The 24,220-nt window shown below is 55.3% G+C and carries 17 protein-coding genes; 12 read left to right on the top strand and 5 right to left on the bottom strand.

Annotated elements, in window-relative coordinates:
* Positions 1–8: 8 nt before the first annotated feature.
* The 6 genes from SH661x_RS14660 to SH661x_RS14685 all read left to right on the top strand — a co-directional run bounded on the left by SH661x_RS14660 (position 9) and on the right by SH661x_RS14685 (position 9,269).
* A complete protein-coding gene (locus SH661x_RS14660; protein WP_437222756.1) occupies positions 9–1,952 on the top strand; it encodes a thioredoxin fold domain-containing protein in 1,944 nt (647 codons plus the stop codon).
* A gap of 177 nt (positions 1,953–2,129) precedes the next feature.
* Complete coding sequence (locus tag SH661x_RS14665; RefSeq protein WP_437222758.1) at positions 2,130–3,956, top strand: hypothetical protein; 1,827 nt, start codon at positions 2,130–2,132, stop codon at positions 3,954–3,956.
* Positions 3,957–4,056: 100 nt separating this feature from the next.
* Positions 4,057–6,042 (top strand): protein-disulfide reductase DsbD family protein, encoded by a 1,986-nt coding sequence (locus SH661x_RS14670; RefSeq protein ID WP_437222760.1) that lies wholly within the window; start codon positions 4,057–4,059, stop codon positions 6,040–6,042.
* Positions 6,043–6,104: 62 nt separating this feature from the next.
* Complete coding sequence (locus SH661x_RS14675; protein ID WP_437222762.1) at positions 6,105–7,334, top strand: OsmC family protein; 1,230 nt, start codon at positions 6,105–6,107, stop codon at positions 7,332–7,334.
* A 197-nt stretch (positions 7,335–7,531) separates the two neighbouring features.
* A complete protein-coding gene (locus SH661x_RS14680; RefSeq protein ID WP_437222765.1) occupies positions 7,532–8,431 on the top strand; it encodes a helix-turn-helix transcriptional regulator in 900 nt (299 codons plus the stop codon).
* A gap of 187 nt (positions 8,432–8,618) precedes the next feature.
* Positions 8,619–9,269 (top strand): hypothetical protein, encoded by a 651-nt coding sequence (locus tag SH661x_RS14685; RefSeq protein ID WP_437222767.1) that lies wholly within the window; start codon positions 8,619–8,621, stop codon positions 9,267–9,269.
* 91 nt (positions 9,270–9,360) lie between these two features.
* On the opposite strand, the gene SH661x_RS14690 is transcribed toward SH661x_RS14685, so the two are convergent.
* From SH661x_RS14690 to SH661x_RS14710, 5 genes are all read right to left on the bottom strand, one after another.
* Positions 9,361–10,425: a metallophosphoesterase gene (locus SH661x_RS14690; RefSeq protein WP_437222770.1), complete on the bottom strand. Its 1,065-nt coding sequence runs from the start codon at positions 10,423–10,425 to the stop codon at positions 9,361–9,363.
* Positions 10,426–10,708: 283 nt separating this feature from the next.
* Positions 10,709–11,980 carry a purple acid phosphatase family protein gene (locus SH661x_RS14695; protein ID WP_437222773.1) on the bottom strand — a complete coding sequence of 424 codons (1,272 nt, stop codon included), beginning with the start codon at positions 11,978–11,980 and terminating at the stop codon, positions 10,709–10,711.
* Positions 11,981–12,050: 70 nt separating this feature from the next.
* Positions 12,051–12,485 carry a carboxypeptidase-like regulatory domain-containing protein gene (locus SH661x_RS14700; protein WP_437222776.1) on the bottom strand — a complete coding sequence of 145 codons (435 nt, stop codon included), beginning with the start codon at positions 12,483–12,485 and terminating at the stop codon, positions 12,051–12,053.
* A 77-nt stretch (positions 12,486–12,562) separates the two neighbouring features.
* Complete coding sequence (locus tag SH661x_RS14705; protein ID WP_437222778.1) at positions 12,563–13,735, bottom strand: DUF1559 family PulG-like putative transporter; 1,173 nt, start codon at positions 13,733–13,735, stop codon at positions 12,563–12,565.
* Between the two features lie 175 nt (positions 13,736–13,910).
* Positions 13,911–14,483, bottom strand: a complete 573-nt coding sequence (locus tag SH661x_RS14710; RefSeq protein WP_437222781.1) for a sigma-70 family RNA polymerase sigma factor — start codon at positions 14,481–14,483, stop codon at positions 13,911–13,913.
* A gap of 1,005 nt (positions 14,484–15,488) precedes the next feature.
* On the opposite strand from SH661x_RS14710, the gene SH661x_RS14715 reads away from it, so the two are divergent.
* From SH661x_RS14715 to SH661x_RS14740, 6 genes are all read left to right on the top strand, one after another.
* Positions 15,489–18,527: a PVC-type heme-binding CxxCH protein gene (locus tag SH661x_RS14715; protein WP_437222783.1), complete on the top strand. Its 3,039-nt coding sequence runs from the start codon at positions 15,489–15,491 to the stop codon at positions 18,525–18,527.
* A gap of 93 nt (positions 18,528–18,620) precedes the next feature.
* A complete protein-coding gene (locus SH661x_RS14720; RefSeq protein ID WP_437222785.1) occupies positions 18,621–19,523 on the top strand; it encodes a DUF1559 family PulG-like putative transporter in 903 nt (300 codons plus the stop codon).
* A 321-nt stretch (positions 19,524–19,844) separates the two neighbouring features.
* Positions 19,845–20,162, top strand: coding sequence for a carboxypeptidase regulatory-like domain-containing protein (locus SH661x_RS14725; RefSeq protein WP_437222788.1), 318 nt, complete (start codon positions 19,845–19,847; stop codon positions 20,160–20,162).
* A 139-nt stretch (positions 20,163–20,301) separates the two neighbouring features.
* Entirely contained in the window at positions 20,302–21,465 is a 1,164-nt protein-coding gene (locus SH661x_RS14730) for a hypothetical protein (protein WP_437222790.1), read from the top strand.
* 177 nt (positions 21,466–21,642) lie between these two features.
* Positions 21,643–23,109: a Gfo/Idh/MocA family protein gene (locus SH661x_RS14735; protein WP_437222793.1), complete on the top strand. Its 1,467-nt coding sequence runs from the start codon at positions 21,643–21,645 to the stop codon at positions 23,107–23,109.
* A gap of 161 nt (positions 23,110–23,270) precedes the next feature.
* Positions 23,271–24,209, top strand: a complete 939-nt coding sequence (locus tag SH661x_RS14740) for a fatty acid desaturase (RefSeq protein WP_437222796.1) — start codon at positions 23,271–23,273, stop codon at positions 24,207–24,209.
* Positions 24,210–24,220: the final 11 nt, after the last annotated feature.

Consider the following 24,220-nt stretch of genomic DNA (forward strand, 5'->3'; position numbering starts at 1 on the left):
CTGATTCAATGTCATTGCATCGAAAACACCAAGATCCCCCTCGGGTCGGACGTTTCGCTTCCCAGGGACCGGTTTTCCGGTCCGGCACAATGCTCTTTCTCGGGTGGGGAGCTGCCATGCTCTCCTCTCCGGGAACAGGATTCGCCGAGTCCGAATTGAAACCCGCTCAAGCAGCGGAAACCGTCAAGACGAACGAAGCAACTCCAGCTTCTTCCAAGTCCGAATCAGAGACTGAGTCGAAGCTGCATTGGGTCACCGACATCGAGGAGGCCAAGAAGACCGCCCTGGCGGAGAACAAAGGATTGCTGCTCTTCTTCACCGGTTCCGACTGGTGCGGATTCTGCATCAAACTCGAGAAAGAAGTCTTCCACACACCAGAGTTTGAAAAGTGGATCGCCGACAAGTATGTCCCGGTCGTGCTGGATTTCCCCCGGGGAAAACAGCTCGCCGACGCTTTGAAGGAGCAGAATGAAAAGCTGAAGAACGCCTTCCAGATCAACGGGTATCCCACCGTTTATACCGTCGATGTGGAACTGTTCCCGCATGGGCGGATCGTGGGATTCGGCGGAACCAAACAGTTCTGGAACGGCGTCGAGCAGGCAACCGAGCAGGCTGGACGTATTCGTGAGATTACCGGCGGTGTCGCCATCTCCTCGATCTCGGACCCGGTGGTGCTGGACAAACTGCTCACCACCGTTCCTGAAGATCAGTTGAGATATGGATGGATCCCTGAACTTGAGCGAATCATTGCCGCAACCGGTGAGAACAATCACCCGGAACTCAAAGACAAGTGGTCGGAGAAGCTGGTCGCGATCAACAACATCATTCTCGACGAGAAGATCGTTTCTGCAGCCATCAGGACGTATCAGCAGAAGAAGCGCAGCGGAGCTGAACCGCAGGAAATCCTTGAATTCCTGAACGCCGGAATCGCTGATGCCAATGGACGCAAGGTTCAGTTGCGACACTTCCTGTCGACGAAAGCCACGTTTCTTCGCGAGCAGAAGGACTTCGTCGAGTCACTGGCTGTGGTCGATGAAATCCTCGCTGCCGACTGGGCAAACGACAGGGATCGCGCAACAGCCCGCACACTGCAGCAACGGCTCTTTTTGAACCTCGGCCGTTTTGATGAAGGCATTGCGATCATCAAAGAAGCGGGGGCAGAACGCGAATACCCTTCTGATCAGGAGCGTGAATTCCAGACGAAGTATCAGATTGCCCAGGAACTCAATCAGGCCGGTCAGTACATCGAAGCGCTCAAGTACTGGCGAGAGATCTTCGAGAAGCCGGGTTCGAACCTTCCTCGTGCCGCATACACCCATGCCGACACAGCAGCAAATCAGAGTGGAACCGATCTCGGATTCCGTGCTGAAGTGCTTCTGGCCTGGAGTCAGGCGTCCGAAGGACAGCGACAGAAGGACACCAAGTACGAGAAAGCATCCCTGGCAGCGGTGGCGTTTGCCGCCTTGGGACAACCGGATCGCATCAAGGAAGCAACGGCACTCGTCGATCTCGACGATGCTGCCGAGGCTGCCGCGAATCCTTCCCGCCGCAGAAGAGAAGCTCCATTGCTGGAACCGGGGCAGATTATTCCACTTGCCGGGATCGAGACGCCAAACAGTCCGCCCGTCGTCCGAACCGGGGCATCGCTGGCAGATGCGCCACACGTGATCCTCAAGGCTGCCGCCGGATCGAAGGGCGAAGCATACGAATATCTGGCGAAGCAATCGCATTCGATCGGTCGTGCTGTCTATCTGCTGGAAGCGGCGTTCGCGTATCGCCAGGAAAATCAGCAGACGAAAGCGGATGAACTGGCTGGTGAAGCGGCCCAGATCGCGTCCAGTCTCGATCCGAAATTGCCGGACCGGGCGGGCGTTGGCTATCTCGAAGAACTGCTGGCACGATGGACCAGCGAGAAGAACACCGCCTCGAATGTCAGTTCTGGCGTGAACTGAAAGGGGTGTGTTGCCGTGATCCCTGGCTGCTTGCGAGGGATCACGGATGTTCTGGATGACGTACTGACCCGCCGGTGAAACTCAGAATCGTTTCACATCAGGCAGGTCTGAAAACTTTGATGTCGACAAAACTCAGACGTTGATTTCCCAGCCCTCCTCGATTCACCAGGTTTTTTCATGTGCCGACGCAGTATTTCCTTATGCCTGTTGTCCTGGCTTGTTCTGAGTCTGATCCCTCATCTGCAGGCCGCCGATCACATCCTGACGATCGGAGGAGGACCTCATGCCGGGAGTAATCAGCTGTCGCTTGAGAACAACGTCCGTTACTTCCAGCGAGTCCTGTCTCGACTTCAGATTCCGGACCTTCAACAGAAAATCCTGTTCTCGGACGGCGGTGATCCTCAGCGGGATCTGCAGTTCGAAGGGGAACGCAATCCTGAAGATTTGAGGAGCCTGCTGGCCGAAATCATCGGCCCGGCGACCGGTTCAAAGTTTGATTATCGGTCCAGCTTGTTGCCGATTGTGGATGGAACAGCCGAGCCATCCACGATTGAAGAGACCCTCAAGCAGTATGGAGTTCAACTGGTCAACGGAGACCGGTTCATCGTGTACTTCACCGGTCATGGAGGTCGCGCTCGGGGCTCGGTCCCGGCAGGTGGTCCCAATGGGGCATTCCGCGGACGGCGTGGGTTCGGTGACCAGCGTGGTCCCGGAGAGGGGCGAGAATTTGAACAGGGCGAATCAACGATCGACGGGCGCGACCTGGAACAGGACCGTAATCGAGTTGAAGAACCTGAACCGACTCCTACCCCCACTCGAACGGAACAGGATGGTCAGGAGAATCTCAGCAAGGTGGCCGAAGAAAATGGCTCCCCGGATGGCGAGCGTTCTGAATCCGAAGAGCGGAGAAACAGATTCAGCGAAGGTGGCCCCCGGGGCCGCGGGCCGCGTCGCGAGGAATTCGCCAACAACATTCTCCACCTGTGGAACGGAACAGATCTGTCCGTGACGGAATGGACGGAGAAGCTGGATCAGCTGCCGACGGATGTTCCGGTGGTCGCAGTCATGGTGCAGTGCTTTAGCGGGGGCTTCGGGAACTTCGTCTTCAAGGGCGGAAATCCCGCGAACGGCCTGGCGGAACATCCTCGTTGCGGTTTCTTTTCCACCGTCCCGGATCGAATCGCAGCGGGCTGTACTCCGAATGTGAATGAAGCGGAATACCGGGAGTATTCTTCCTACTTCTTCGAAGCGCTCTGCGGGGAGTCACGTATCGGAGAGTCCGTCGTGCTGCCCGACTACGATCAGGATGGCCAGACTTCCTTCCTGGAAGCCCACGCGTATACGGTCCTGAACGCGGACACAATTGATATCCCCGTGCGGACGGCTGACATCTACGTTCGGCAGGTTTCCAACACCAGGGACGGTGAACACAAGCTGACCGCAAATTCCCCGATCACCGAACTGCTGTCAGATGCCAGTGCCAGCGAGCGAGCTGTTATCGAAGGGCTCAGTCAGAAGTTTGATCTGACAGGAAGCGATCGTGGCAAAGACGTGGAGAACGCTCTTCGCGCCGAACGAGAAGAGAAGCAGCGAATCGATGGAGAGCTCCGCCGGAATCGCCAGACTGTCACCACGATCAAAAAGGAAATCAGCACCGCAGTGAAGAAGCGTTGGCCTGAGATTTCCAGTCCGTGGCATCCGGAATTGGCTCGCATCCTGGCGGAAGAAGGTGAAGACGTTCGACAAACGATTCTCAGCCATGATCGTTATGCGGAACTCAAGAAGGAGAACGACGAAATCAAGGATCTGACGGATCAGAATGAACAACAGGAGCTACGGATCGTCAAGCTGGAACGATTGAAATACTGGCTCGACACCGTTGCCCTTGCCGGCAATCTGAAAGCCCACGCAGATCAGGAGAAAGTCGAGGGCCTGCGTCGCATTGTCGAACTTGAGTCGACCTTCCTGGTCACAAAGAAGCAAGTTGCGGAAGCCTCCGAATGACGTTTCGCGAAGTCTCCCGTTCATGAACGATCTGACCTCGACCGGCAGAGTCAGATGTTCAAGTTCCCTGTACATGCGACATAGTGAGTGAGCTGAATTGATGGATCGTTTGCTTTGGTGCCTGGTGTTCATCTCCGGCATGACTTTTAACCTGTCGGCTCAGGAAGTCGGCACAGAGACGCCGGGGCTGGACTTTTTCGAGTCGGACCTGGGCCTTGCAGAGGGGGCGAGCGACGGCGTCGAACCCGAGGTCTCTGCGACTCTGGTTCCGACAGGCCGGCCGAATGAAGTCCAACTGCAAATCAAGCTGATTCTCCCGGACGGAGTCAACTCCTACTCGCTCGATGACGGATTTAGCAAACCGACACAGATCGTCCTGAAGGCTGCCGGATGGAAAGAGGTTGACTCGAGTTTCAACATTCATCCCGCTCCGGAAAGGGAGTTTGATCACACGTTCGACCGCGAAGTGGAGAAACTCTACGGAACTGTTACGTTCTCAAAGCGTCTGATCATTCCCCCGGGAACAGCGATCGAATCAGCAGTGCTTCACGGGAGCATCGATTATCTCTACTGCGACCGCGATCTCTGCCAGCCCGCGCTGCAGGAATTTTCAGCGAAAGTCCAGACTGCTGATATCGGGCATTACAAACCAGCAGGGAACGCCCCCTCTGACACGCCGACGCCCGAGGAGGTCAGCCCTTCAACCGCTCAGAGTCTTGTCAAGACTCACCCATCCGAGTCCCCGGACTCTTCGGGGGCGAAAGCTGAATCGCGAAGTGCGGCTTCGGGGGATTTCGTCCTCGACGAAACTGCAGGCAGTTCGACTTTTGCCGCTGAACTGCTGACATCATTTATCGCGGGAGTGCTGATGAATATCCTCCCCTGCGTCCTGCCTGTTCTTGCGATCAAGATCCTCAGCTTCGTTCAGCAAGCCGGTGAAAGTCGAACGCGGATTTTGGCACTGAACCTCTCTTACACTGCCGGCGTTCTGACAGTGTTCCTCGTCCTGGCGACACTTTCGGTGGTGCTGGGACAGTCACTGGCATCGCTGTATCAGAATGTCTGGTTCATGATCGTGATGACCTGCATCGTGGTCACGCTGGCGTTAAGCCTGTTTGGCGTCTTCGAATTTCCCGTGCCGGGGATCATCCCCAGTGCAACGAATCATCACGAAGGACTCGTAGGGGCGTTCAACACCGGGATCATCGCCACGGTGATCGGGACTCCCTGCCTGGCTCCCTTCGTATCAAGCGTCTTTCTCTACTGTCTGACGCAACCCCCCTTCGTCGTTTACATCATGTTCACCTCCATGGCGCTGGGAATGGCCTCGCCATTTCTACTGACGGCAGTTCTGCCATCTCTGGTGAACAAATTGCCGCGACCCGGCGAGTGGATGGTGAAGTTCAAGCAGTTCACCGGGTTTTTCATGCTGGGAACGGCGGTATTTCTCATCTTTTCGATCCCTCTGCCTTGGCAGGCTCCGCTGCTGGTGATTTTGCTGGCGGTGGCCCTCTTCATCTGGATGTGCGCAAATCTCACGAGCGGCAACGACGGTTCCTTGAAGACGACTCGCAGGCTCGTCTATGCAGCTTTGACCTCCACCCCCGTGCTGGCTCTTGGCATCTGGCTGCTGGTTGAGAGCCCCGTCACGTCGGCATCTTCGCAGTCTGAGCAGCCGAACCCCGATGCAGCAGCTCAGATGCCTTGGCAGGAATTTTCGAAGGAGCGGGTGGTCCAGTGGAGATCAGAAGGGAAAGGAATGCTGATCGATTTCACTGCCAACTGGTGTGTGCTTTGCAAGATTAATGAAAAGGTTGCCCTCGACCGCCAGGAGACGATCGCCTTTGTCAAACAGCATGACTTCATTCCGATCATGGCGGACTTCACCAGAGAGAATGAAGAGATTCTTGAATTTCTCAGACGCTTTGGGCAAGACAGCGTCCCGCTAACCATCATCATTCCGCCCGGAAAGGAAAGCAAAATCATCGCATTGCGAGGAGCTTACTCACTTCCCACGCTACTCAACAAATTGAGAGAATCCGTCGATCCAGTCCCTGAACAAGTCGTTCTCCACGCTTCGCATTGAATGCCGTAGAAGCTTCGAACCTCCGAAAAGTCCAATCGAATATGTTGCAAAGTTTTCAGAACTTGTTGTTTCGTCCACTGATGGCAACCGGCTTGCTGTGGTGTCTCTCAGATCACTTGCCTGCACAGGCGGTGCATCAATCCGATGACTGGGCCCAATCCCCCGCAGCTTTGAACGAAGGAAATTCGTTGATCGATTTCCAGAGACGTTTCCAGAAGGCGCTCACCGACCTGAAGGGGGAGCCCGCACTTGACCAGCCGCTGAAACTGACTGCCAACGTCGTGGCAGAAAGCCGAACAGGCATTCGCAGACTCCGCATCCGAAACTTTCAGATCCTCAGTGACGGATTCCGGGAGACTGCAGAATTCGAACTCGGACCGGGTTCCTGGCCGAGTCTGGTGGGGGTGCTGGGCAGTGCCGTTGCGGGTGACTTCCTGACCCAGGCTGCGAGCAAGGGAATTCCCATTGAGGAGCTGGAAGTTGTGTTCACAAGTCGTCCCTTGCCTGCGCGCTCCCAAGCGACCGGAGCACAGATTGTCTATCCGCAGAATCTGCAATACACAGCGTTCATTGTCTCCCCTGCTTCCGATTCCGAACTGGAACAGCTTCGGGTGGATGTGGAGAAGACGTCGGCGGTCCTCAATCTCGTGAGTCAGTCACAGGAGATCGAACATGGTCACCTCACCTTGACCAAGACCCCTGCACACCCCGAGGGGAAGACCCTCGCGGGCTTACGGGAGTTTCTCGAAGACAAACGTGCGGCCAGTCAGGGGGCTCTTCCGATTGAAGGAGCCCGCCCGCCTCAGAAGCGGGTCCCGGGCGTCCCGCCACTGCGTGCGCACATTAAAGTCGAGGGGGGGACCGGCATTCGACACATCCGGACCGATGACAGAAACTTTCAGATTCTTCACGACTACCCGCGCTATCTGGGAGGCAACAATCTCGGTCCAATCCCGGAAGAACACCTGCTGGGAACTATGATTACCTGTCTGGCCCACATCTATGAAATCGAAGCTGCGAAGAAACAGGTGATTCTCGATACGCTCGAATTGGATGTCGAAGGGACACTGACCACGCAGCCGGGCAACGTCGATCATCCCCCCAGCTTTAAGGACATTCGCTATTCCGTTCGCATCGGTTCACCTCAATCCCGCGAGTCGATCGAGGAACTCCAACGCTCCGTCGAATCGACCTGCCCGATCTTCAACATGCTGAAGAATTCGCAGACAATTCACGGCTCGATTGTCCGCGGACCTTACACTCCGGAGAAAGAAGCTGCGGCCAAGCCGTGAATATCGCGCACGTTGATGGGGAGCCTCAGGCGAAGTGCGATCGCAGATTCGGAATGGAAAGTGAATTCGCTGATTTGCGGACGTGGCGATCGACTCGCCCATACCAGGAACCTGGCAAGACAGTCTCGCTTGACGAGGCGGATGGAGTTCCCCGAGTATTGATGAAAACTTAGCCAACGCGCAAGTATGGGGCCACCATGGCAGGCGACTCATCAATACGTGAAAACCACATTTCCACTCAGGGGAAACGGACATACGTCGTTCGTGCTGATACGTCAGATGAACGGGACTGGCTGGCTTCTGCCCCAGTTGTACCTCAACTTGGCTTTTATCGAATTGCCCACTGCGGTCTGATGGACGCGGTGCATCCCATGAAAATCGTGCGTTCACAACTCTCCGGGACTTTCTTTCTAGCCTGCTTTGAAGGAACTGGTGAAGTTCTGATTGACGGGACCTGGCAGGAGGTCAGCGCTGGATTTGCATGTGTGCAGCCGCGCTACATCAACAATGCTGTCCGCGCGAAACCGACCGGGACGTGGAAGTTCTGCTGGGCGCGATATGCGGAATCCGCTGTTTCTCAAGGGCTCGTCTCAATCTATTCTCCGACACTCCGCAGGTTTGATCCGCTGCCGCTGAAGTCTGCAATTGAAGGACTCTACTGTGAAGCCCGATCCGGCGACTCGCCCGGCGCACTTTTAAACTGGACAGGGCTGGTTCACCACTACGTGCTCTCGTTTGTCGAGCCTCTTCGCGGGGATGATCGTCTGCAAAAGGTCTGGTCAAAAGTCTCCCGCAAATTGCATCACCCCTGGACTCTGAATGAAATGGCGAAGATTGCCTGTGTCAGTGTCGAGCATCTGAGGCGGCTGTCGACGCAGTCTCTGGGACGCACGCCTATGCAACATCTGACTTTTCTACGGTTGCGTCGTGCCGCTGATCTCCTGTCGACCACCGATGACAAAGTCTCAACGATCGGAAGATCCGTTGGATATGAGAATCAGTTTGCGTTCTCGGACATGTTTCAACGCTGGTCAGGCCTCAGGCCGACGGCGTTTCGCCAAAGAACACGGCGTGGCGAGAACGAAGGCCGCAAATAACTGAGATTGCCCGCTCGTTTCGATGATGCTCCCCCTGGAGCTTTGCAAATTTGCAGCTGCGAATTCAAGGGAGACAGCAGCCTGAGCTGAACCCTCTCCTCAGGCCCGGTCCCTTTCGATCGAGCAGTCATTCACATCTGGAATCGTTTTCAAAATCCCTCAACATCTTTTTCCGATCCGTAAGTCGATGAGATTTCCGAAGGTAGCGATTCCTCGACAACTGAGCTATCAGGCATGCATCTGCCTGGTGATTCTCAATGTCGGTTGCATCCCCTGGGGACAACCCGCTGGGAAGCCCACCCTTGAGGAAACGTTGCTGGCTGAGGCACCCGCTGCTCTTGCACAGTCAGCGAGGACTACAGGCGACCCCCAACGAGGTGCGCTCGTCTTTCACAGTCCTTTGCTCGCCTGTTCGAAGTGCCACAGGACTGGACAGGAAACAACCGGCATCCCTCAGCTTGGACCCGATCTCACTCAGTACGACGCAAAGCTTTCCGATGAAGAGATTGTGAAGGCCGTTCTGACACCCTCCTCATCGATTCGCAGGGGGTGGGAAACCGTTGTCGTCGCCACCGACGATGGACGAACATTCACAGGTCTGGTCGACGAAGAAACCGACGAATCAATATCCCTGCGTGATCTCCAGACAAGTCACGTCACTAAGATTCCACTCTCAGAAATTGATGAACGCAAAAATTCCGACGTCTCCATCATGCCCCCCGGTCAGGTGAATCTGCTGGAGGACCGCGAGTCGTTTTTGGATCTGATCACCTACCTGATTGCGATTCGTGATGGCGGAAAGGAACGGGCTCGCGAACTTCAGCCCTCTGCAGAATAGCTCGTCTTCTGCCTGCCATAATCGAGACTATCCAGCGAGAATCCCCAGAAGCGCCGGCAGATTCCGCTGAGACAGGGGCTGACTCCCGAAATTATGGAGTCGTCTTCAGAGCCTCGCAGGGAACCGAGAATTGATGCTGTCGGACATCAGGCACCAGCTTTGTCCCCTCACACAGTTCTCCCGTCCGAGGATCGAACGTGATGATGTCCATTCGGCCTTCTTCCGGGAAAATTCGAATGAGTCGCAGCCACCCGGAACCGTAGTCCTGAAGAATCTCGTGAACAAGGTTTCCCTGTTCACCGGGGGTCGACGCGGAGAGGGCTTGCGTTCTGCTCTGGTCTCCGGAGAAGACCGCGAGGAGATTCGGGTGCTTGCTGTAGCACTTTTCCCAGAGTTGCTGGGGAGAGTTGCCGCGTTTGCCATGGATTTTTATCCACTTCATCCGCCCTTTGGGATCGGTGATATAGCCGGCATCTTCCTGCGGATGAAGCTCCGGCCCCCATCCCATGTGTGATGTGACGAACGCCATGCGATCACGATTTGCAGCGAGCACCCCGTTCGCCCACTCGACCACGTCCTCGGGAGCGTTGCATTCCAGGTGCATAAAGAGGAAGTCCCGACCACCGGCGGAAAACAGCTGGTAGCTGTTGGCATTATTGGCAGAGATCTTTGAGTTCGCATCTGCCGGTTCAAAGCATCCGCCATACCAGCTGCAATCCTGAAAGCGGGACTTCGGGAAGAACTCCTGGAACAGCGAGGAGTCTCCCTCAGATGTCATGTCATGGTTACCGACCGAAATTCCATACGGAACCTTCCCGTGAATGCCATCCATGCACTCCTGTGCGACCTTCCATTGACGAGGTTCATTGATATCGACGATGTCTCCGACATGACTGACAAATGCGATCGATTGCCGGTCCAGGTTGGCAGCAATCCATTTTGTGTGTGCTTCAAAAATGGGGTTGGTGACGGGATCGTGGTTGTCCGGCTTTCCCCCTTTGACTCCTTCTCCACGATAAGATTGGGTGTCAGGAATCACAACAATGCTGAACGAACCGGCAGGCGCCGATGACAACTGCTCAGCCTGAAGTGTCGACGAAGCCGAATTCACGGCAATCAGCAAGGAGAACGCCCATAAGGTCGGTTTGAAACGCATCACTTTTCCTGAACGTTGTCATGGATGAAAGTTGTCCGTCCGGCAATTCCTGACAGTCACTGCCGGAAAGGTGAAGTCTAGAGCGAATCTCACGAAAGCGTGGCGTTCCGGCGGCGATAAACACAGCTTTCGAGCAATGAATTACCCAGGATCGCCGCCACACTCCCCTGAGACAGGGGCTAGACCAGTCTGGTCTAACATGTGCAGGCGCTTACAGATCTTCACCGCGTGAAAGCCCGTATTATCGTCTGGGGAACGCGACAAGTCTTTTTGCAAAACTGCCCTATCGCGACGCTCTTTTGCTGACGGTGTGGCAGACATCCGCGACTTTGCCGGATTCTTCGAGCGCCACGTGAAAGCGATCGTCCCCTTCGAGGCGATGAACAGTCATGTGGTACTGGCTGCTGGCTCGTGCCAGATAGGGACGATTCTCAGGATCTTTGAGTGCCCGCAACTGCCCCCACGAGCCGTCTCCCAGGTAAATCACCCCATGTTTGTCGTACAGGCCGTTCGTAAGCGGATGGGTTCGCTTAAAGGTGTGGTCATGATGTTCGAGAACGACATCCACCTTGTACCGCTCAAACAGTGGACACCACAGTTCACGCTGGAGATGCCCCGTTCCCGGCTTTCCGGAGCTGGAAGTCGCTCCACGATACGAGGGGTATGCCGGGACATGATTGACGACGATCAGATGCGGACATTCGCGGCGGTCCGCCAGCGTCTTCTCCAGCCAGCTGGTTTGCTCGCCGTCAATCGGGCTGATATGGCCCGTATCCAAAAGGACCAGACTGAGATAGTCTCCGATGTCCAGCACGCCGTAGGTTGTCTCGTGATACAGCCCGTCAAAAACACTCAGATATTGGGGGGACTGCTTTCTGCTGGCATTGTACCCACCTTCCACTTCATGATTTCCGATGCACGAGATCATGGGGATCAGCCGGCCTTCGGAATCGACCATGCCCGCCCGATAGTTCCGGAGAAACCGGGTAAACGTGTCGGGAGACTTGCCGTTGTCGTAGGCCAGATCGCCTCCGATGAGGGCAAACCGGGGATCCTGTTTCGCAGCGAGCAGATTCGTGCGGATTGAATGCTCATTCGTTCCGACATCACCTCCCGACACGAACTGGATCACATCAGTTGATTTCGCCGGCATCGTACGGAAGCGAGAGATCGGTCCCTGCCTGCCGATCCGAAATTGATATTCGGTTCCCGGCCTCAGCCCCGAGAGGTCAGCCCGGTGAACTTTGAGATCTGTGCCCGGGTATTCTTTCAGGCGGACGGTCATCCGTCCCCAGCGATCTTCCCCGAACGGAGAGAACTCGATCATCTGGTCACTGGATCCTTCAGCGTCCAGCCACTGGATCGTCATGCTGGTGCAGGGATCTGCCTGCCAGGTCAAAAACAATGTGTCCGGTCCAGAGACGGGATTGCCCGGTAGCTTTTCCTGTTCTTTTGAAGAGGACTTCGCCATTGTGAGAGGCGATCCCGCAAAGAGCCCGGCCGAGAGGCCAGCTAACGTCGAACCTAGAAATTCGCGGCGTTTCCAAGTCTGCATATCGATTGTCTTTCTTGATGTTCTTCGCAATGGGACGGGCAGTGTTTCACCACTCAACGCGAAGCTTTTCTCACTTCGAGAGCGTGAAATTCAGCTGATTCTTCTGATCGGGAGAGACGGTCGCCACGAGGTCGGTCTTCGTCAGATCGCGATATCGGTCTGGCAGATGGTAGACCTCGCGGATGCCACCTCCCGGCAACTCATGCACATCCACCTTGTAGACGAGGACCTTATATTCGCCTGCCGCCGCCCCATCACTCGGGGAGAAGGTCTGCATTTCGAATGACCCATCTTCACGGGTTTTTGCAGTCGCCGCGAACGAATGGTCAACGGGTGAAAAGACCACCACTGCGTCAGCAGACGGCTCTCCAGCGAACGAAACAACCCCTGTCACCGGATAGAGTGCCGGACGTCCAGGAATCGGCTTCTTCCCACATCCGGTGGCCAGAGATGACAGCATCGCCAACACCAGCCACAGGGAACTGCGTTGGGTTAATAGTTCCATCGTTGTACCTCACCTGATCGGGTGGAGAAATCGGCCCTGTCTCAGCTCACGGCTTCCATGAACACCAGTTTGATCAATCAGAATTCACCGGGGACTTCCGACCCCGAGATGGACCCCAATGCCCCCCAGACTCCGAATGGACTGGGACCGGTGCGGACATCTTTCAGAGACAGATTTCCAGTGTTCACGTTCTCGCTGATGAATCGAACTGCGCCATCCGCCATGAGGATGTGGGCGCCTCCAGTGTGCCAGCTGCTGACGGGAACCTGCCCGTTCGAGTGATCATTGCTGCTTTGCATGCAGGCTGGAGCGTTGGGGGGCAGCACTTCGTTGACTCCGGTGTATGTGCAGACGCCATTTGCCCAGCCATTCCCGCGCCAGTTCTTGTTGCTGCCCATGTTCGTCGTCAGTTTTCCTGTCGACTGGTCACCTTGGAGAAGGCACGTGATGCTGTTGTCGTACCCTGGGTCAGTGCCGCGTGCACTGGCAACTCCCCCACGAATATCGTTGGGGTCGTTGCTCGTGGCGATTTCTCCCATGGCAATGGTATTGCTGCTGCCATCGGTAATGTCTCGAAACCTGCGGCAGGTCTGAAATCCAAACATTCCTCGTCGGTCGTTCCTGACGGAGACTCGTGCGCTCACGGTCTCCGAGCCGGTAATCTGTCGATTGTTATCTCCCCAACTGAAGGCATAGTTGGTCTGGCCGCCCAGTCGATTGACAAGAATTTTCTGCGAAGTCGGGCAGATCAAGGTCGGAATGTCCTGCATGAACGGGCTGTACGCCTCACTTCCGGTTCCGGGACGCGGGCCGAAAGCCGAATAGTTCACACTGTCAATCGTCTGAGGACTGCTGATCTGGTTGTAAAGCGATGCCTGGTCGAAATAAGGAAGCAGCCCGACAAAGCCACTCACGCGATTGACGTTGTCCATCGTCGCCCGAACGGTTCCGCCATCTGCATGTCCTGTGCCTCCACGTCCGTACGGGAAGCATCCGTAGGTTTCATGATAGTTGTGCAAAGCGATTCCCATTTGCTTGAAGTTATTCTTGCACTGGGATCGCCTGGCTGCTTCACGAGCCTGCTGCACTGCAGGCAACATCAGGGAGATTAATACTCCAATGATTGCAATCACGACCAGCAGTTCAATCAGCGTGAATCCGCGGCGAGACTTCTGGGACATCAGGCGCATTTGGAACACCTCGAAACTCATCGACATCAGGATCTCTTTCACGTCAGTTTCCGTTTTCATGCACTCACCGCGTTTCTGGGCGATGAGCGTCGATTGATTTCTCGATTGACAGGTTGGCAGCAAATGAAAGCTGGACCGGGACGGCACCATCTTTGAAGAACACCAGGTACGTGATTGCACTCGCCCGATCGCATTGAAAACGCTGCTTCCATTTGAATGTGCTTGATTCCGCCTTTTACTCCACGTTTTTCAACTGCCGATCAACACATCGGAACAAAGCCAGCCGGGTACGATGAATTGCCTGATAAACCGCGGCGGGGCTTCTCTGTAATTTGCGAGCGGTTTCAGTGATCGATTCCTCCTGCTCGTAGTAATATCGGATCAGTTTCCGTTCACTGACCGGCAGGCGCGAGAGGCATTCAAGTAAACGTTCCCGTCGCAGCTCGAGCAGTTCCTGGGCTCCAGCTGGAATCAACATCAGCCGGTCGATCAGGTCATCATCTAACGACTGAACATTTTCCCGCGTCCTGCGGTGATGATTCTTCACCAGCCGTCGAACGAATCCTTTCGCCCAGTGGCTGAAGCTGCCGTCTCGATCAAAGTCATCAAACTTTCTCCACAACAGCAGGCTCGCCTCCTGAACACAGTCCTCGGCATCCGCCGGATTCGGAAGGAGTGTTCGAGCATAAGCGTAGATCGAGCGATAGGACGGGGTCAGCAAACGAACGAACTCTGCTTCTTTGTTGCATGTGGACGTGTCATCGCGGCGGCCAACGGCAGTCGCTTTCGACGATTCTGAGAAAGTCAAGGGCACTCAACACCGCAGGTTACGGACAATCTTTCGCTGTCACAGGGAAGCTCATGGAAGCTCGGAGTCCCGCCCTGCCCGGGGGAGAATCTTCTCAGCTGAATCCACAGGATCTGGCTGATCAGTATCTCTCATCCGGTCATGACTTGATCCTGACAGATTCCCCTGCAACTTGATTGTCCGCATACGAAGTGTTTTGACAGATTTCTTCGCAAGACATCCCGATTTCACCGGAACTTCACACAGCCATGCGAATCTTTTTTGAGCCTTCATGAAACCTTCGTAAACCAAATTCTCTCTCGGACGTGAGCGTGCTTTCGGGGAGCGATCCCCGAGTGGCTGTTGTGGTGGAAAGAATGTTTGATCCAACCGGAAACTCAGGCCGGATGACGCTTCTGAAGACGAGGCTCGCCGGGCGGTCGGCACCCGGGAACGAGCGAGTCAGAGACTCAGGCCCGGGAATCACAGGCGAACGTCGTTCGCTGCAGTTGTGTCACGTCTTACGTTGGAAGTTCCGGACGGCTGCCACCGCTTTTGCAGTTTCGGTTCAGGAGCTTTCAATGACAGAGTTTGCCAGAGCGTTTACCAACTTCCGTCGACAGCCTGGTCGAAGTTCTGTCGGCATTGAGGACGGTCGGCATGCGCACAGGGCTCACGCCATAATCGAGTTCTCCGAGACTCGTTTTACTCTCCAGATGCCACCTGATCCGGAAATGCATCGCATATTGCTGTAATTCTGACGCATACCTCAACGAACCTGTGCAACCGCCCCACTCGTGTCGGTATGAAAGCCGAGATGTGGCTGGGCACCCGGGATGAGATTGGAAATTTCGGTAAAAATCCCCATTTTCGATCAAAAAAGTGGCCACGATCCCGGCTCTGGAACAATACATGTGGTTCCGTAGATAGCTGACGACATTTCCGGAGGAACATCCCCGCGTCTGAGTTTCTTGCGTGGATCTCTGGCTTCGCTCCTGATGTCGTTCCGCCCAGATTAGGATTGAGATGGCAGTGACTCGATGTGTCTGTGCTGGTGTCCTCGTTGCGTCAATTCTCAGCTATGCTCATGTCGCATCGGCGGAAATTCCGAAACCCGACGATGCTCCCAAGCCAATGTCGCCTCTCGAGAGTGCAAAAAGCGTTCAGCTTCCAGACGGCTTTTATCTGGAATCGGTGGCTTCTGAGCCGCTGATTCAGCAACCATCCGGGATTTGCTGGGATGCTCAGGGAAGACTCTTTGTCTCTGAGCTGCATGGCTACAACCTGGAAGGGCACTATGACATTCTGGAGTTAAATAAGACTGGTGAACTCGACAGGGTTGTTCAACGAATCCACGCGAGTGAAGAGGCCAAAGAGGCAGCCAGGCCAGGTACCTATGGGACGATCAAGCGTCTGGCAGACAGTGATGGGGACGGCGTCCTGGATCAGGCTGTTGTCTTTGCAGATCGCTTGCCCCCATGTCATGGGATCTGTCCCGCGCGAGATGGACTGATCGCCATCTGTACGACAGACATTTTATTTCTGGCCGATCGCGATGGAGATGGCAAGGCGGAGGTTCAGGAAGTTCTCTTTCAAGGTTTTTCGGCGTCTGGGCTGGAACGGAGTATCAACTCTCCGCAGTGGGATCCTGATGGGTGGATTTCCGTCTCCATGTCTGGTGATGCAGGGACGATCACCGGGCCTTACCTCCCAGCTCCGGTCAACTTGCCCCATAGCGATTTTCGGATCAAGGCTGACGGGACTGCGATTGAGCCGATTCTCGGAGTCAGCCGCACATTCGGGGCGGCATTCACCGAACGCGGAGAGCGGGTCGTCGTCACGACAGCCGTCCCGGCAATTTTTGCGGCTCCTATTCCATGGCGATATCTCAGTCGTAATCCAGATTACGCTGCCGAAGGTCTGGAGATCTGGTCAGGAGGCCAGCGGACGTACCCTGCCAGCAAGCCTCACCCCTGGCGGACGCGGAGGGCAGAAGATCCGGGGTTCTCGAAGTATTACACAGATGGCTACGGGATCGTGGAAACGGCTCCCAATGGATATTTCACGTCAGCCTGTTCGCCCCTGGTCTATCGTGACACGGTCCTGCCTGGGCTGCATGGTCAGATCTTCACCTGCGAGCCCGCCCAGAACATGGTTCACCGTGCCCTGCTCAGCCGAGTGGAAGCCCGACTTCATCTCAGTCGCGCACCGGAAGAGGAGAAGTCTGAGTTTCTGGCGTCGAAAGATTCGTGGTTTAACCCGATCTCCCTGGTTCACGGCCCGGACGGCTGCATCTACATCGTCGATTTCTATCGCGAAATCATTGAAGACTATTCCGCTGTCCCTCGTTACCTTCAACAGCAGTATGGACTGACAAACGGAAACGACTTTGGACGCATCTGGAAACTGACCCATCGTGATGCCCAGCCATTGCCAGTGCGGGACATGTCTCATCTGAGCGGTGCTGAACTCGTCGAAGAGTTGCAAAGTCCCGGGCTCTGGAGGCGTCAGACTGCACGGAGACTGCTGGAGGAGCAGCAACAGGTGTCCGAAGCCCCAGCGATCGCTCGTCTTGTTGAAACTTCAGATTCCCCGGAAGTGGTGATCAATGCTCTGGGAACGCTGGAGAATCTTGATCGACTGCAAGTCGAAACCGTCCTGGCCGCGCTTTCATCGACAGATGCCGGCATCCGTATTCGGGCGTTAAGACTTGGGGAGCCCTGGCTTCATAGCCATCCGGAAATTCTTGTCCGCACCCTTGAGGCCGCGAAAGACGAAGACCTGTCGGTGGCATTGCAGGCCGCCTTGTCTCTCGGTGAAACGTCAGATCCTCGGGCGATTGCGGCGTTGGCTGATCTTGCCCGGAACAGCGGTCACGTGGACTGGATTGATACAGCCATCATCACTTCGCTTTCAGGGCGAGCAGGACGAATGCTGCAACTCTTGCTCACCGATCAACCTTTAGAGAACGCCGGACGTCTGCTGAGCCCGCTGGCTGCTGCAGTCGCAGCACGAAAGAACCCTGAAGAGCTTTCCGCACTGCTGACGTTTCTGCCACAGATCGAAGATCTCTCTCTTCAGCGACTCTGCTGGGAAGGTTTGGCAGCTGGGCTCTCAGGCCCGGTTCTCATTGCCCTGTCCCCAGAGGCATCCGCAGCCTTGAAGGCGACTGAACGCCATGACGATCCCCAAATTGCCGAGGTCGGCAAATCACTGGTCCAGAGACTCCAGATCGAAACTCCTGAAGAACGGCTGGCACGCATCACCGAAGCCTTGAACACAGTGCGTGATATTCAGGCCAAGGTCGAAGACCGTCTCGCTGCAGTCTCGGAAATTGCCGGCGAAAACGATCCTCAAGTCTCTGCCGGACTGCTGACCACAATCAGCGAAAGCACTCCACAAGTACGCGACGCCATCCTCACCGCTGTATTCTCCCGTCAGGATCGGCTTCCCGCAGTGGTCTCGGCGCTGGAAGAGAATACGTTTCCGGTGTCATTCCTGTCCGCCGTGCAACGATCGGCCCTGTTGACGCATAACCAGGCCGATATTCGCGACCGCGCGAGCCAGTTGTTTCATGCGAGAGATCGGGACATTCAGCAGCTTCTCAGTAAATATTCCGCTGCTCTGAATCAGGAACGGGATCTTTCGCGAGGAGCGACCCTGTATGCCAAGCATTGTGGAACCTGCCATCAGGCTCATGGAGTCGGACATGCAGTCGGCCCTGATCTGGCTGCGGAATTCAAGCGTCCGGAGGAAACCATCCTTCGGGACATCATCGATCCCAGCGGCACGATCACCGCGGGATACGGAACCTATACCGTGGTCAGCACGGACGGGCGGATCATTTCTGGCCTGCTGGCGGCGGAGTCCGCGAGCAGCATTACCCTGAAGCAACCTGAAGGGAAATCGCAGACGATCCTTCGCAAAGATGTCGAAGAGATCAAGGCGAGCAATGTTTCGCTCATGCCGGAAAATCTCGTTGAAGCACTTCAACCACAGGACGTGGCGGATATCCTCGCGTGGGTCAGGACCGTTAAAAAAGAAACGGCCAGCGAGCCGAAGTAAAAAATTGGAAGCGATGTCGATTTCTCAAATTATTCACCTCCTGAATTCAGAACAGTTCTTCTTTCTTTCTCGTTTCTCTAGTTGGAGTCAACAATGGTTCGCCGCAGTCGACTTACGGGTTTTACCCTCATTGAATTGCTGGTGGTCATCGCCATCATTGCGGTCCTCATCGCCTTGCTGCTTCCCGCTGTGCAGCAAGCCCGGGAGGCCGCCCGACGATCGCAGTGCAAGAATAATCTCAAGCAGCTGGCGCTCGCCATGCATAACTACCACGACACGCATTCCGTTTTTCCCTTTGGATACAGCACTGTCGATCAGGGGATCATTAAAGCTCCTGCTGGAAGTGTTAACCACTCCGATACACAGCTTGGGTGGGGAACGATGCTCCTGCCCTATATTGACCAGGCCGGGCTGTACAATCTGATTGCCTCCAAAAAAGGATTCGACGGACCGCGATGGTGGCTTCGTCCAGATCTGAACGACGCACCGGGGGCGAAAACTCCGATTTCGACATTCCAATGCCCCTCCGACCCAATGGGTGGACTGAACACCAAACTGGGGAACTTCGGGAAAACGAACTATGTCGCAGTCGGTACAGAAGACCATGCAAACTGCATGTTCTCGAACGACTTTGCTCCTGCGGTCCGTGTGCGAGACGTCACCGATGGGCTGAGCAATACCGGGATGATCGGTGAAGTGACCACGATGGGCAAGTACTCCGGATTTGTGTGGATGGGAGCGTACGACAATGTGGCTGAGTGGAACTATGCTATCTCGCCCATGATCTACAACCACCCCGACCCATATACGTATCCCGCAGGATCATTTCTCATCAATGGCACAAACTATCGCGCGTTCAGCAGTGCACATGTCGGGGGAGCGCACTTTGCCCTGGCCGATGGAAGCGTGATCTTCATGTCCCAGAATATCTTTTACGCGGACTACGGACGATACGGCAACAAGGCTGATGGCGAAGTGTTTGGAGCACCCTATTAATTGAAGGCTGCCGACGTAATGCGTCAAAGGTGCAAATCGCAGTGTTCTGCAGACTTGTCACCTGGTAACTGCTTATCAATCCGGCATCTCGCCAGCCCCTGCAGGTCCGTTGGCGAGATGCCTTGGATGCCCTATCGTTATACGCAGTCTGGTCGCGAGCGAAGTGCTTTCAATTTGTTCGAGGTGATTTTCACTATGCGCATCAAACCAAACCATCATCTGACATCTCTTTTTTGTTTCGGAATGCTTAGCTTGCTGGGTCTGGGTTGCAGTCATAAAAGCGACCAGCCAGGTCTCGGCCGCGTCCAGGGGACGGCGACAATGGATGGAAAAATTCTTGCTGGAGTGATGGTCACATTTCTTCCCCAGCAGGAGGGCCGGATGTCGAGCGGAGTGACTGATGAAAACGGCAAGTATGAGTTGATCTACATGGGGGAGACGAAAGGAGCTGTCATCGGGAGCCACAAAGTGAATATCAACACATTTCGTCCCAGCGCTACCGTCGAATCCTTCGAGGGGAGAGGCTCTCGCCCTAAATTCACCGAGTCGATCCCTGCGAAGTACAACTCGCAAACAGAGCTGACAGCGACGGTCAAGTCTGGTGACAACATGATCGACTTCAACTTGTCTTCCAAGTAAGAGTTGTCCCCCCCCTTCCCGAGAGTATGCAGGAGTTGAAATGCCGACAGACACAAAAGCAACTGACACCCTGTCTCGTCGGGAATTTTTTGGCAATCTGGTGCGTAGCACTGCAGTTTTCGGACTATCCACGTCCTGCGTGAGTCACGCACTTTTGGGCGAAGACCTGAAACAAGGGATCGATGCCGTTCGTAAGAGAACGCTCGATTTCATTGAATCCATGCGGTTCACAGACGGAGCTTACGGTCGTTACCGGTACGCCGCCGCGAGTTCGAAGCCGACCCTTTACAGTTCGTCGTATGCTGCCATGACTCGGCTTCTGTATCGCGACTTGAAAGGAATCACCGAAGCACAGAGAGAAGAATGGGTCGATTACCTGCAGTCACACCAGGATGATGATGGACTTTTTCGGGATCCTGTTATCTTTGGCGAAGGATGGTATACGGATGATCCACTCTGGTGCGGACGTCCGCATCTGAGCTGCCATGTCCTCACCGCGATGTCCTGTCTGGGCGCCGTTGCGAAGAAGCCGATGCGATGGCTCGACCAGTTCCTCAATCGGGACGATCTTGTGCGCTGGCTGGAAGGTCGGGACTGGGGAAAGCAGGTGGCCTGGGCCGGGAATGAAGTGCTCAATGTCGGGACAATCATGCAGTATGCGCGTGATTTCCAAGGGAACGATCGCTGCGGCGCAGCTGTGGAAACCATTCGTGAATGGATGACGGAACGTTGCGACCCGAAGTCCGGCCTGTGGGGAGTAGGAGCACTCGACCTGCGCGAGCCCATGGAACTTTCTCATGCTGTCCAGGCTGCGTACCATTTCTGGCTTCTGTGGTTCTATGACCGTCAACCCATTCCCTATGCAGACAAGGCAATTGTCGAGGTGCTGAGGACTCAGAACTCCCAGGGGAGTTTCGGCTGTGGTGTCCACAACAGTTCGAAACCAGAGGACGGCAGTGCCTGCGAAGATATCGATTCGATTGACCCACTCGCGCGTCTGATGGCGACTTCGAAAAGCAATCGCAGCATGATCGGAAGATCCTTAATGCGCGCCGAACCCTGGCTTCTTTCCAATCAGGTAGAAGATGGCGGCTTCTATTTCATGCGACGCCAGGGATTCTCGTACGGGCATCCGCAATTGACTTCAGAAGCCAATGGGGGAGGCATGTTTCCAACGTGGTTTCGGACTTTGACACTTGCGTATCTTGGCAAGGCGTTGCCCGAATCCGTCTGCGGCCAGTTTCAATGGAAGTTTTCCAGATGTCCTGGACTCCAGTTCTGGGATGACGGCGAAATGAGTTAGACCAGTTTGGTCTATCATGTGCAGGCGATTCAGGATTTTCACCTCATGAAAGTCCATATTATCGCCTGCGGAACGTGATAGATTATTGTCAAAACCGCTCCTAGTTCGTGGTGATTGGCGAGTTCGCCGCAGACTCAATCGTTCATCCCCAATCGCTTTCTAAGTCGAGAATCAACGATGTCGCTCTCACGCAGATATTTCTTGAAATCCGCTGCGGCAGTCGCGGCGGGTGCGGCGGTCGCTCCGGAGTTCCTTTGTGCTCAGGAGTCAAAGCCGGGTGGGAGTGCTGCCGAGCGGATTGCCGTGGCCGTGATCGGCATGGGAATTCGCGGGGCGGTCCATGTTGATTCCACTGTGGGCCGCGATGGGGTGGAGATTCTCTATCTGTGCGATGCAGATCTCGCGAGGGCCGGATCGACACAGCAGCAGGTCGAACAGGGCCAGGGGCGAGCACCGGAAGTCATTCAGGATTTTCGCCGCGCGCTGGATAATCCGCGTGTGGATGCGGTCTGCATTGCCACTCCCAACCATTGGCATGCGCTGCAGGCGATTCTCGCCATGCAGGCGGGGAAGCACGTCTATGTTGAGAAGCCCGCATCACACAATGTCTGGGAAGGTCGGCAGATCGTCAATTGGGCCAGAAAGATGAACAAAGTCTGCCAGTGCGGGACGCAGTCCCGCTCCAGCCCCAGCCTGCAGGAAGCGGTCAAATGGGTCCGGGAAGGAAATCTTGGCAACATCCAGTATGCCATCGGGACCTGCTATAACCCGCGGCCGAGTATCGGCAAAGTCAATGCCCCGATTTCCATTCCCTCCTCACTCGATTACGACCTGTGGTGCGGCCCAGCAGCCAAGGTCGATCTCTACCGTCCCAAGCTTCACTACGACTGGCATTGGGACTTCAATACCGGCAACGGGGACATGGGGAACCAAGGGATCCATCAAATGGATATCGCCCGGTGGTTCCTGGGAGAAGAAGCAATCTCTCCACGTGTCATGAGTATCGGAGCCCGTCTGGGATATGAGGATGCGGGGAATACTCCTAACACCCAGATCGTCTATCACGGATACGAAAAAGCCCCGCTGATCTTCGAAACTCGGGGGCTTCCGCACAAGGATTTGAACTATCAATCCGGCATGGACAACCTTCGAGGCTCTCAAGTCGGGGTGATCATCCAGTGCGAAAAAGGATATGTCCTTGTTCCTTCCTATTTTGATGCCACTGCACATGATCCTGATGGAGGAGTTTTAAAGTCCTGGTCTGGGGGTGGAGATCACTTCGCAAATTTCTTTGACGCCGTTAGGACCGGTCGGGCGGAGGATCTGAATGCGGACATTCTCCAGGGGCACCTCTCCAGTGCCCTGTGTCATACAGGGGCGGTCAGTCACCAGCTGGGCGAACAGCTGACCGGCACGCAGATCGAACAAAAGGTGTCGGGAGACCCGCTTTGGACTGACGCCTACCAGCGAATGGCTGCTCACCTCTCGGCCAACGGAGTTGATATGAATCACGCCCTCCTTTCATTCGGCCCCAGTCTGGAAGTGAATCCTCTCACAGAACGATTCCATAACAACAATCAGGCCAACCAGTTACTGAGTCGTGATTATCGATCTGGATTCGCTGTTCCGGAGGTTTCGGCCTGATGATGAAAATCAAATTCAAGTCGTAACTGGTCTTGAACCAGGGGCGTGCATACAATATACATCTATTCGATTTTGTCGTGGAGTCATCGCGCAAGTGACTTCCGCTCGGTGGTCGAACTCTGTTTTTCAGGTGAACGGCCATTTCACAGAAGCGGTAATTTATGTCATCTGAGATGATCGCCGATCCCCGTGACATGGGGACATCAGGCTTGGCGGGGCGGAGTGCTTTAGACATCGGAGTTGTACGGGCGCTGAGCAAGCGGTCCGACTTATCGGGCCTCTTGCGATATGCCGTACATCTTGGGGTGATGGGACTCACCGGAACGCTCGTTTACTTTGCAATGCCGCACTGGATCCTGCTGATCCCGGCGATGGTCTTGCACGGTTTTACCATTGTCACCATGTTCGCCCCCATGCATGAGTGCGTGCATCGGACTGCTTTTGACAGCCGGATTCTCAACGAAATCTTCGGCTGGCTCTCCGGTCTCTTCAGCTTCTATAACTTCACGTATTATCGCTACTACCACACGTGGCACCATCGATTTACCCAGGATCCGGAAAAGGATCCGGAGTTGATGGATCCCAAGCCACGGAACGTCTTTGAGTACATACTGGAGATCAGCGGGATCCTGTTCTGGCTCCCTCGCCCCTGGCTCTTCCTCAAGCTGGCACTGGGACGCACGAAAGCTTATCCGTTCATACCGGAGAAGGGACGCAAGACCGTTGCACTCTCAGCAGGCCTGCAGCTGGCTGTCTATGTGGCTGGGATCGTCTCGATTGCGCTAGGGTATGACCAGGTCCTTTACTACTGGTTCCTGCCTGCGATTCTGGCCCAGCCATTTTTGCGGGCCATCACACTCGCGGAACACACCGGTTGCAGTCAGGATGAAAACGGACTCACGAACACCCGGACGACGCTGACACTCTTTCCGGTCCGGCTCCTGATGTGGAACATGCCGTTTCACACTGAGCATCATCTGTATCCTTCCATCCCCTTTTTCCGTCTGCCACAGGCCCACCGCGAACTCAAGCAAAAGCTGGTTCATCTGGCCCCCAGCTACGTCTCGGCGAATCGCGAGATCGTGCGGCAGTTAAAGTGAAGTCAGGAATA

The sequence above is a fragment of the Planctomicrobium stercoris genome (genome assembly GCF_051465655.1).
In the GTDB taxonomy this organism is placed as follows: domain Bacteria; phylum Planctomycetota; class Planctomycetia; order Planctomycetales; family Planctomycetaceae; genus Planctomicrobium.

What these genes read in the sequence shown, in the direction of transcription:
- SH661x_RS14720 (WP_437222785.1), top strand. Translation starts at nt 18,621, where the DNA reads ATGGTTCGCCGCAGTCGACTTACGGGTTTTACCCTCATTGAATTGCTG.
- SH661x_RS14715 (WP_437222783.1), top strand. Translation starts at nt 15,489, where the DNA reads ATGGCAGTGACTCGATGTGTCTGTGCTGGTGTCCTCGTTGCGTCAATT.
- SH661x_RS14680 (WP_437222765.1), top strand. Translation starts at nt 7,532, where the DNA reads ATGGCAGGCGACTCATCAATACGTGAAAACCACATTTCCACTCAGGGG.
- SH661x_RS14665 (WP_437222758.1), top strand. Translation starts at nt 2,130, where the DNA reads ATGTGCCGACGCAGTATTTCCTTATGCCTGTTGTCCTGGCTTGTTCTG.
- SH661x_RS14725 (WP_437222788.1), top strand. Translation starts at nt 19,845, where the DNA reads ATGGATGGAAAAATTCTTGCTGGAGTGATGGTCACATTTCTTCCCCAG.
- SH661x_RS14705 (WP_437222778.1), bottom strand. Translation starts at nt 13,735, where the DNA reads ATGAAAACGGAAACTGACGTGAAAGAGATCCTGATGTCGATGAGTTTC.
- SH661x_RS14660 (WP_437222756.1), top strand. Translation starts at nt 9, where the DNA reads ATGTCATTGCATCGAAAACACCAAGATCCCCCTCGGGTCGGACGTTTC.
- SH661x_RS14695 (WP_437222773.1), bottom strand. Translation starts at nt 11,980, where the DNA reads ATGCAGACTTGGAAACGCCGCGAATTTCTAGGTTCGACGTTAGCTGGC.
- SH661x_RS14735 (WP_437222793.1), top strand. Translation starts at nt 21,643, where the DNA reads ATGTCGCTCTCACGCAGATATTTCTTGAAATCCGCTGCGGCAGTCGCG.
- SH661x_RS14685 (WP_437222767.1), top strand. Translation starts at nt 8,619, where the DNA reads ATGAGATTTCCGAAGGTAGCGATTCCTCGACAACTGAGCTATCAGGCA.
- SH661x_RS14700 (WP_437222776.1), bottom strand. Translation starts at nt 12,485, where the DNA reads ATGGAACTATTAACCCAACGCAGTTCCCTGTGGCTGGTGTTGGCGATG.
- SH661x_RS14690 (WP_437222770.1), bottom strand. Translation starts at nt 10,425, where the DNA reads ATGCGTTTCAAACCGACCTTATGGGCGTTCTCCTTGCTGATTGCCGTG.
- SH661x_RS14670 (WP_437222760.1), top strand. Translation starts at nt 4,057, where the DNA reads ATGGATCGTTTGCTTTGGTGCCTGGTGTTCATCTCCGGCATGACTTTT.
- SH661x_RS14740 (WP_437222796.1), top strand. Translation starts at nt 23,271, where the DNA reads ATGTCATCTGAGATGATCGCCGATCCCCGTGACATGGGGACATCAGGC.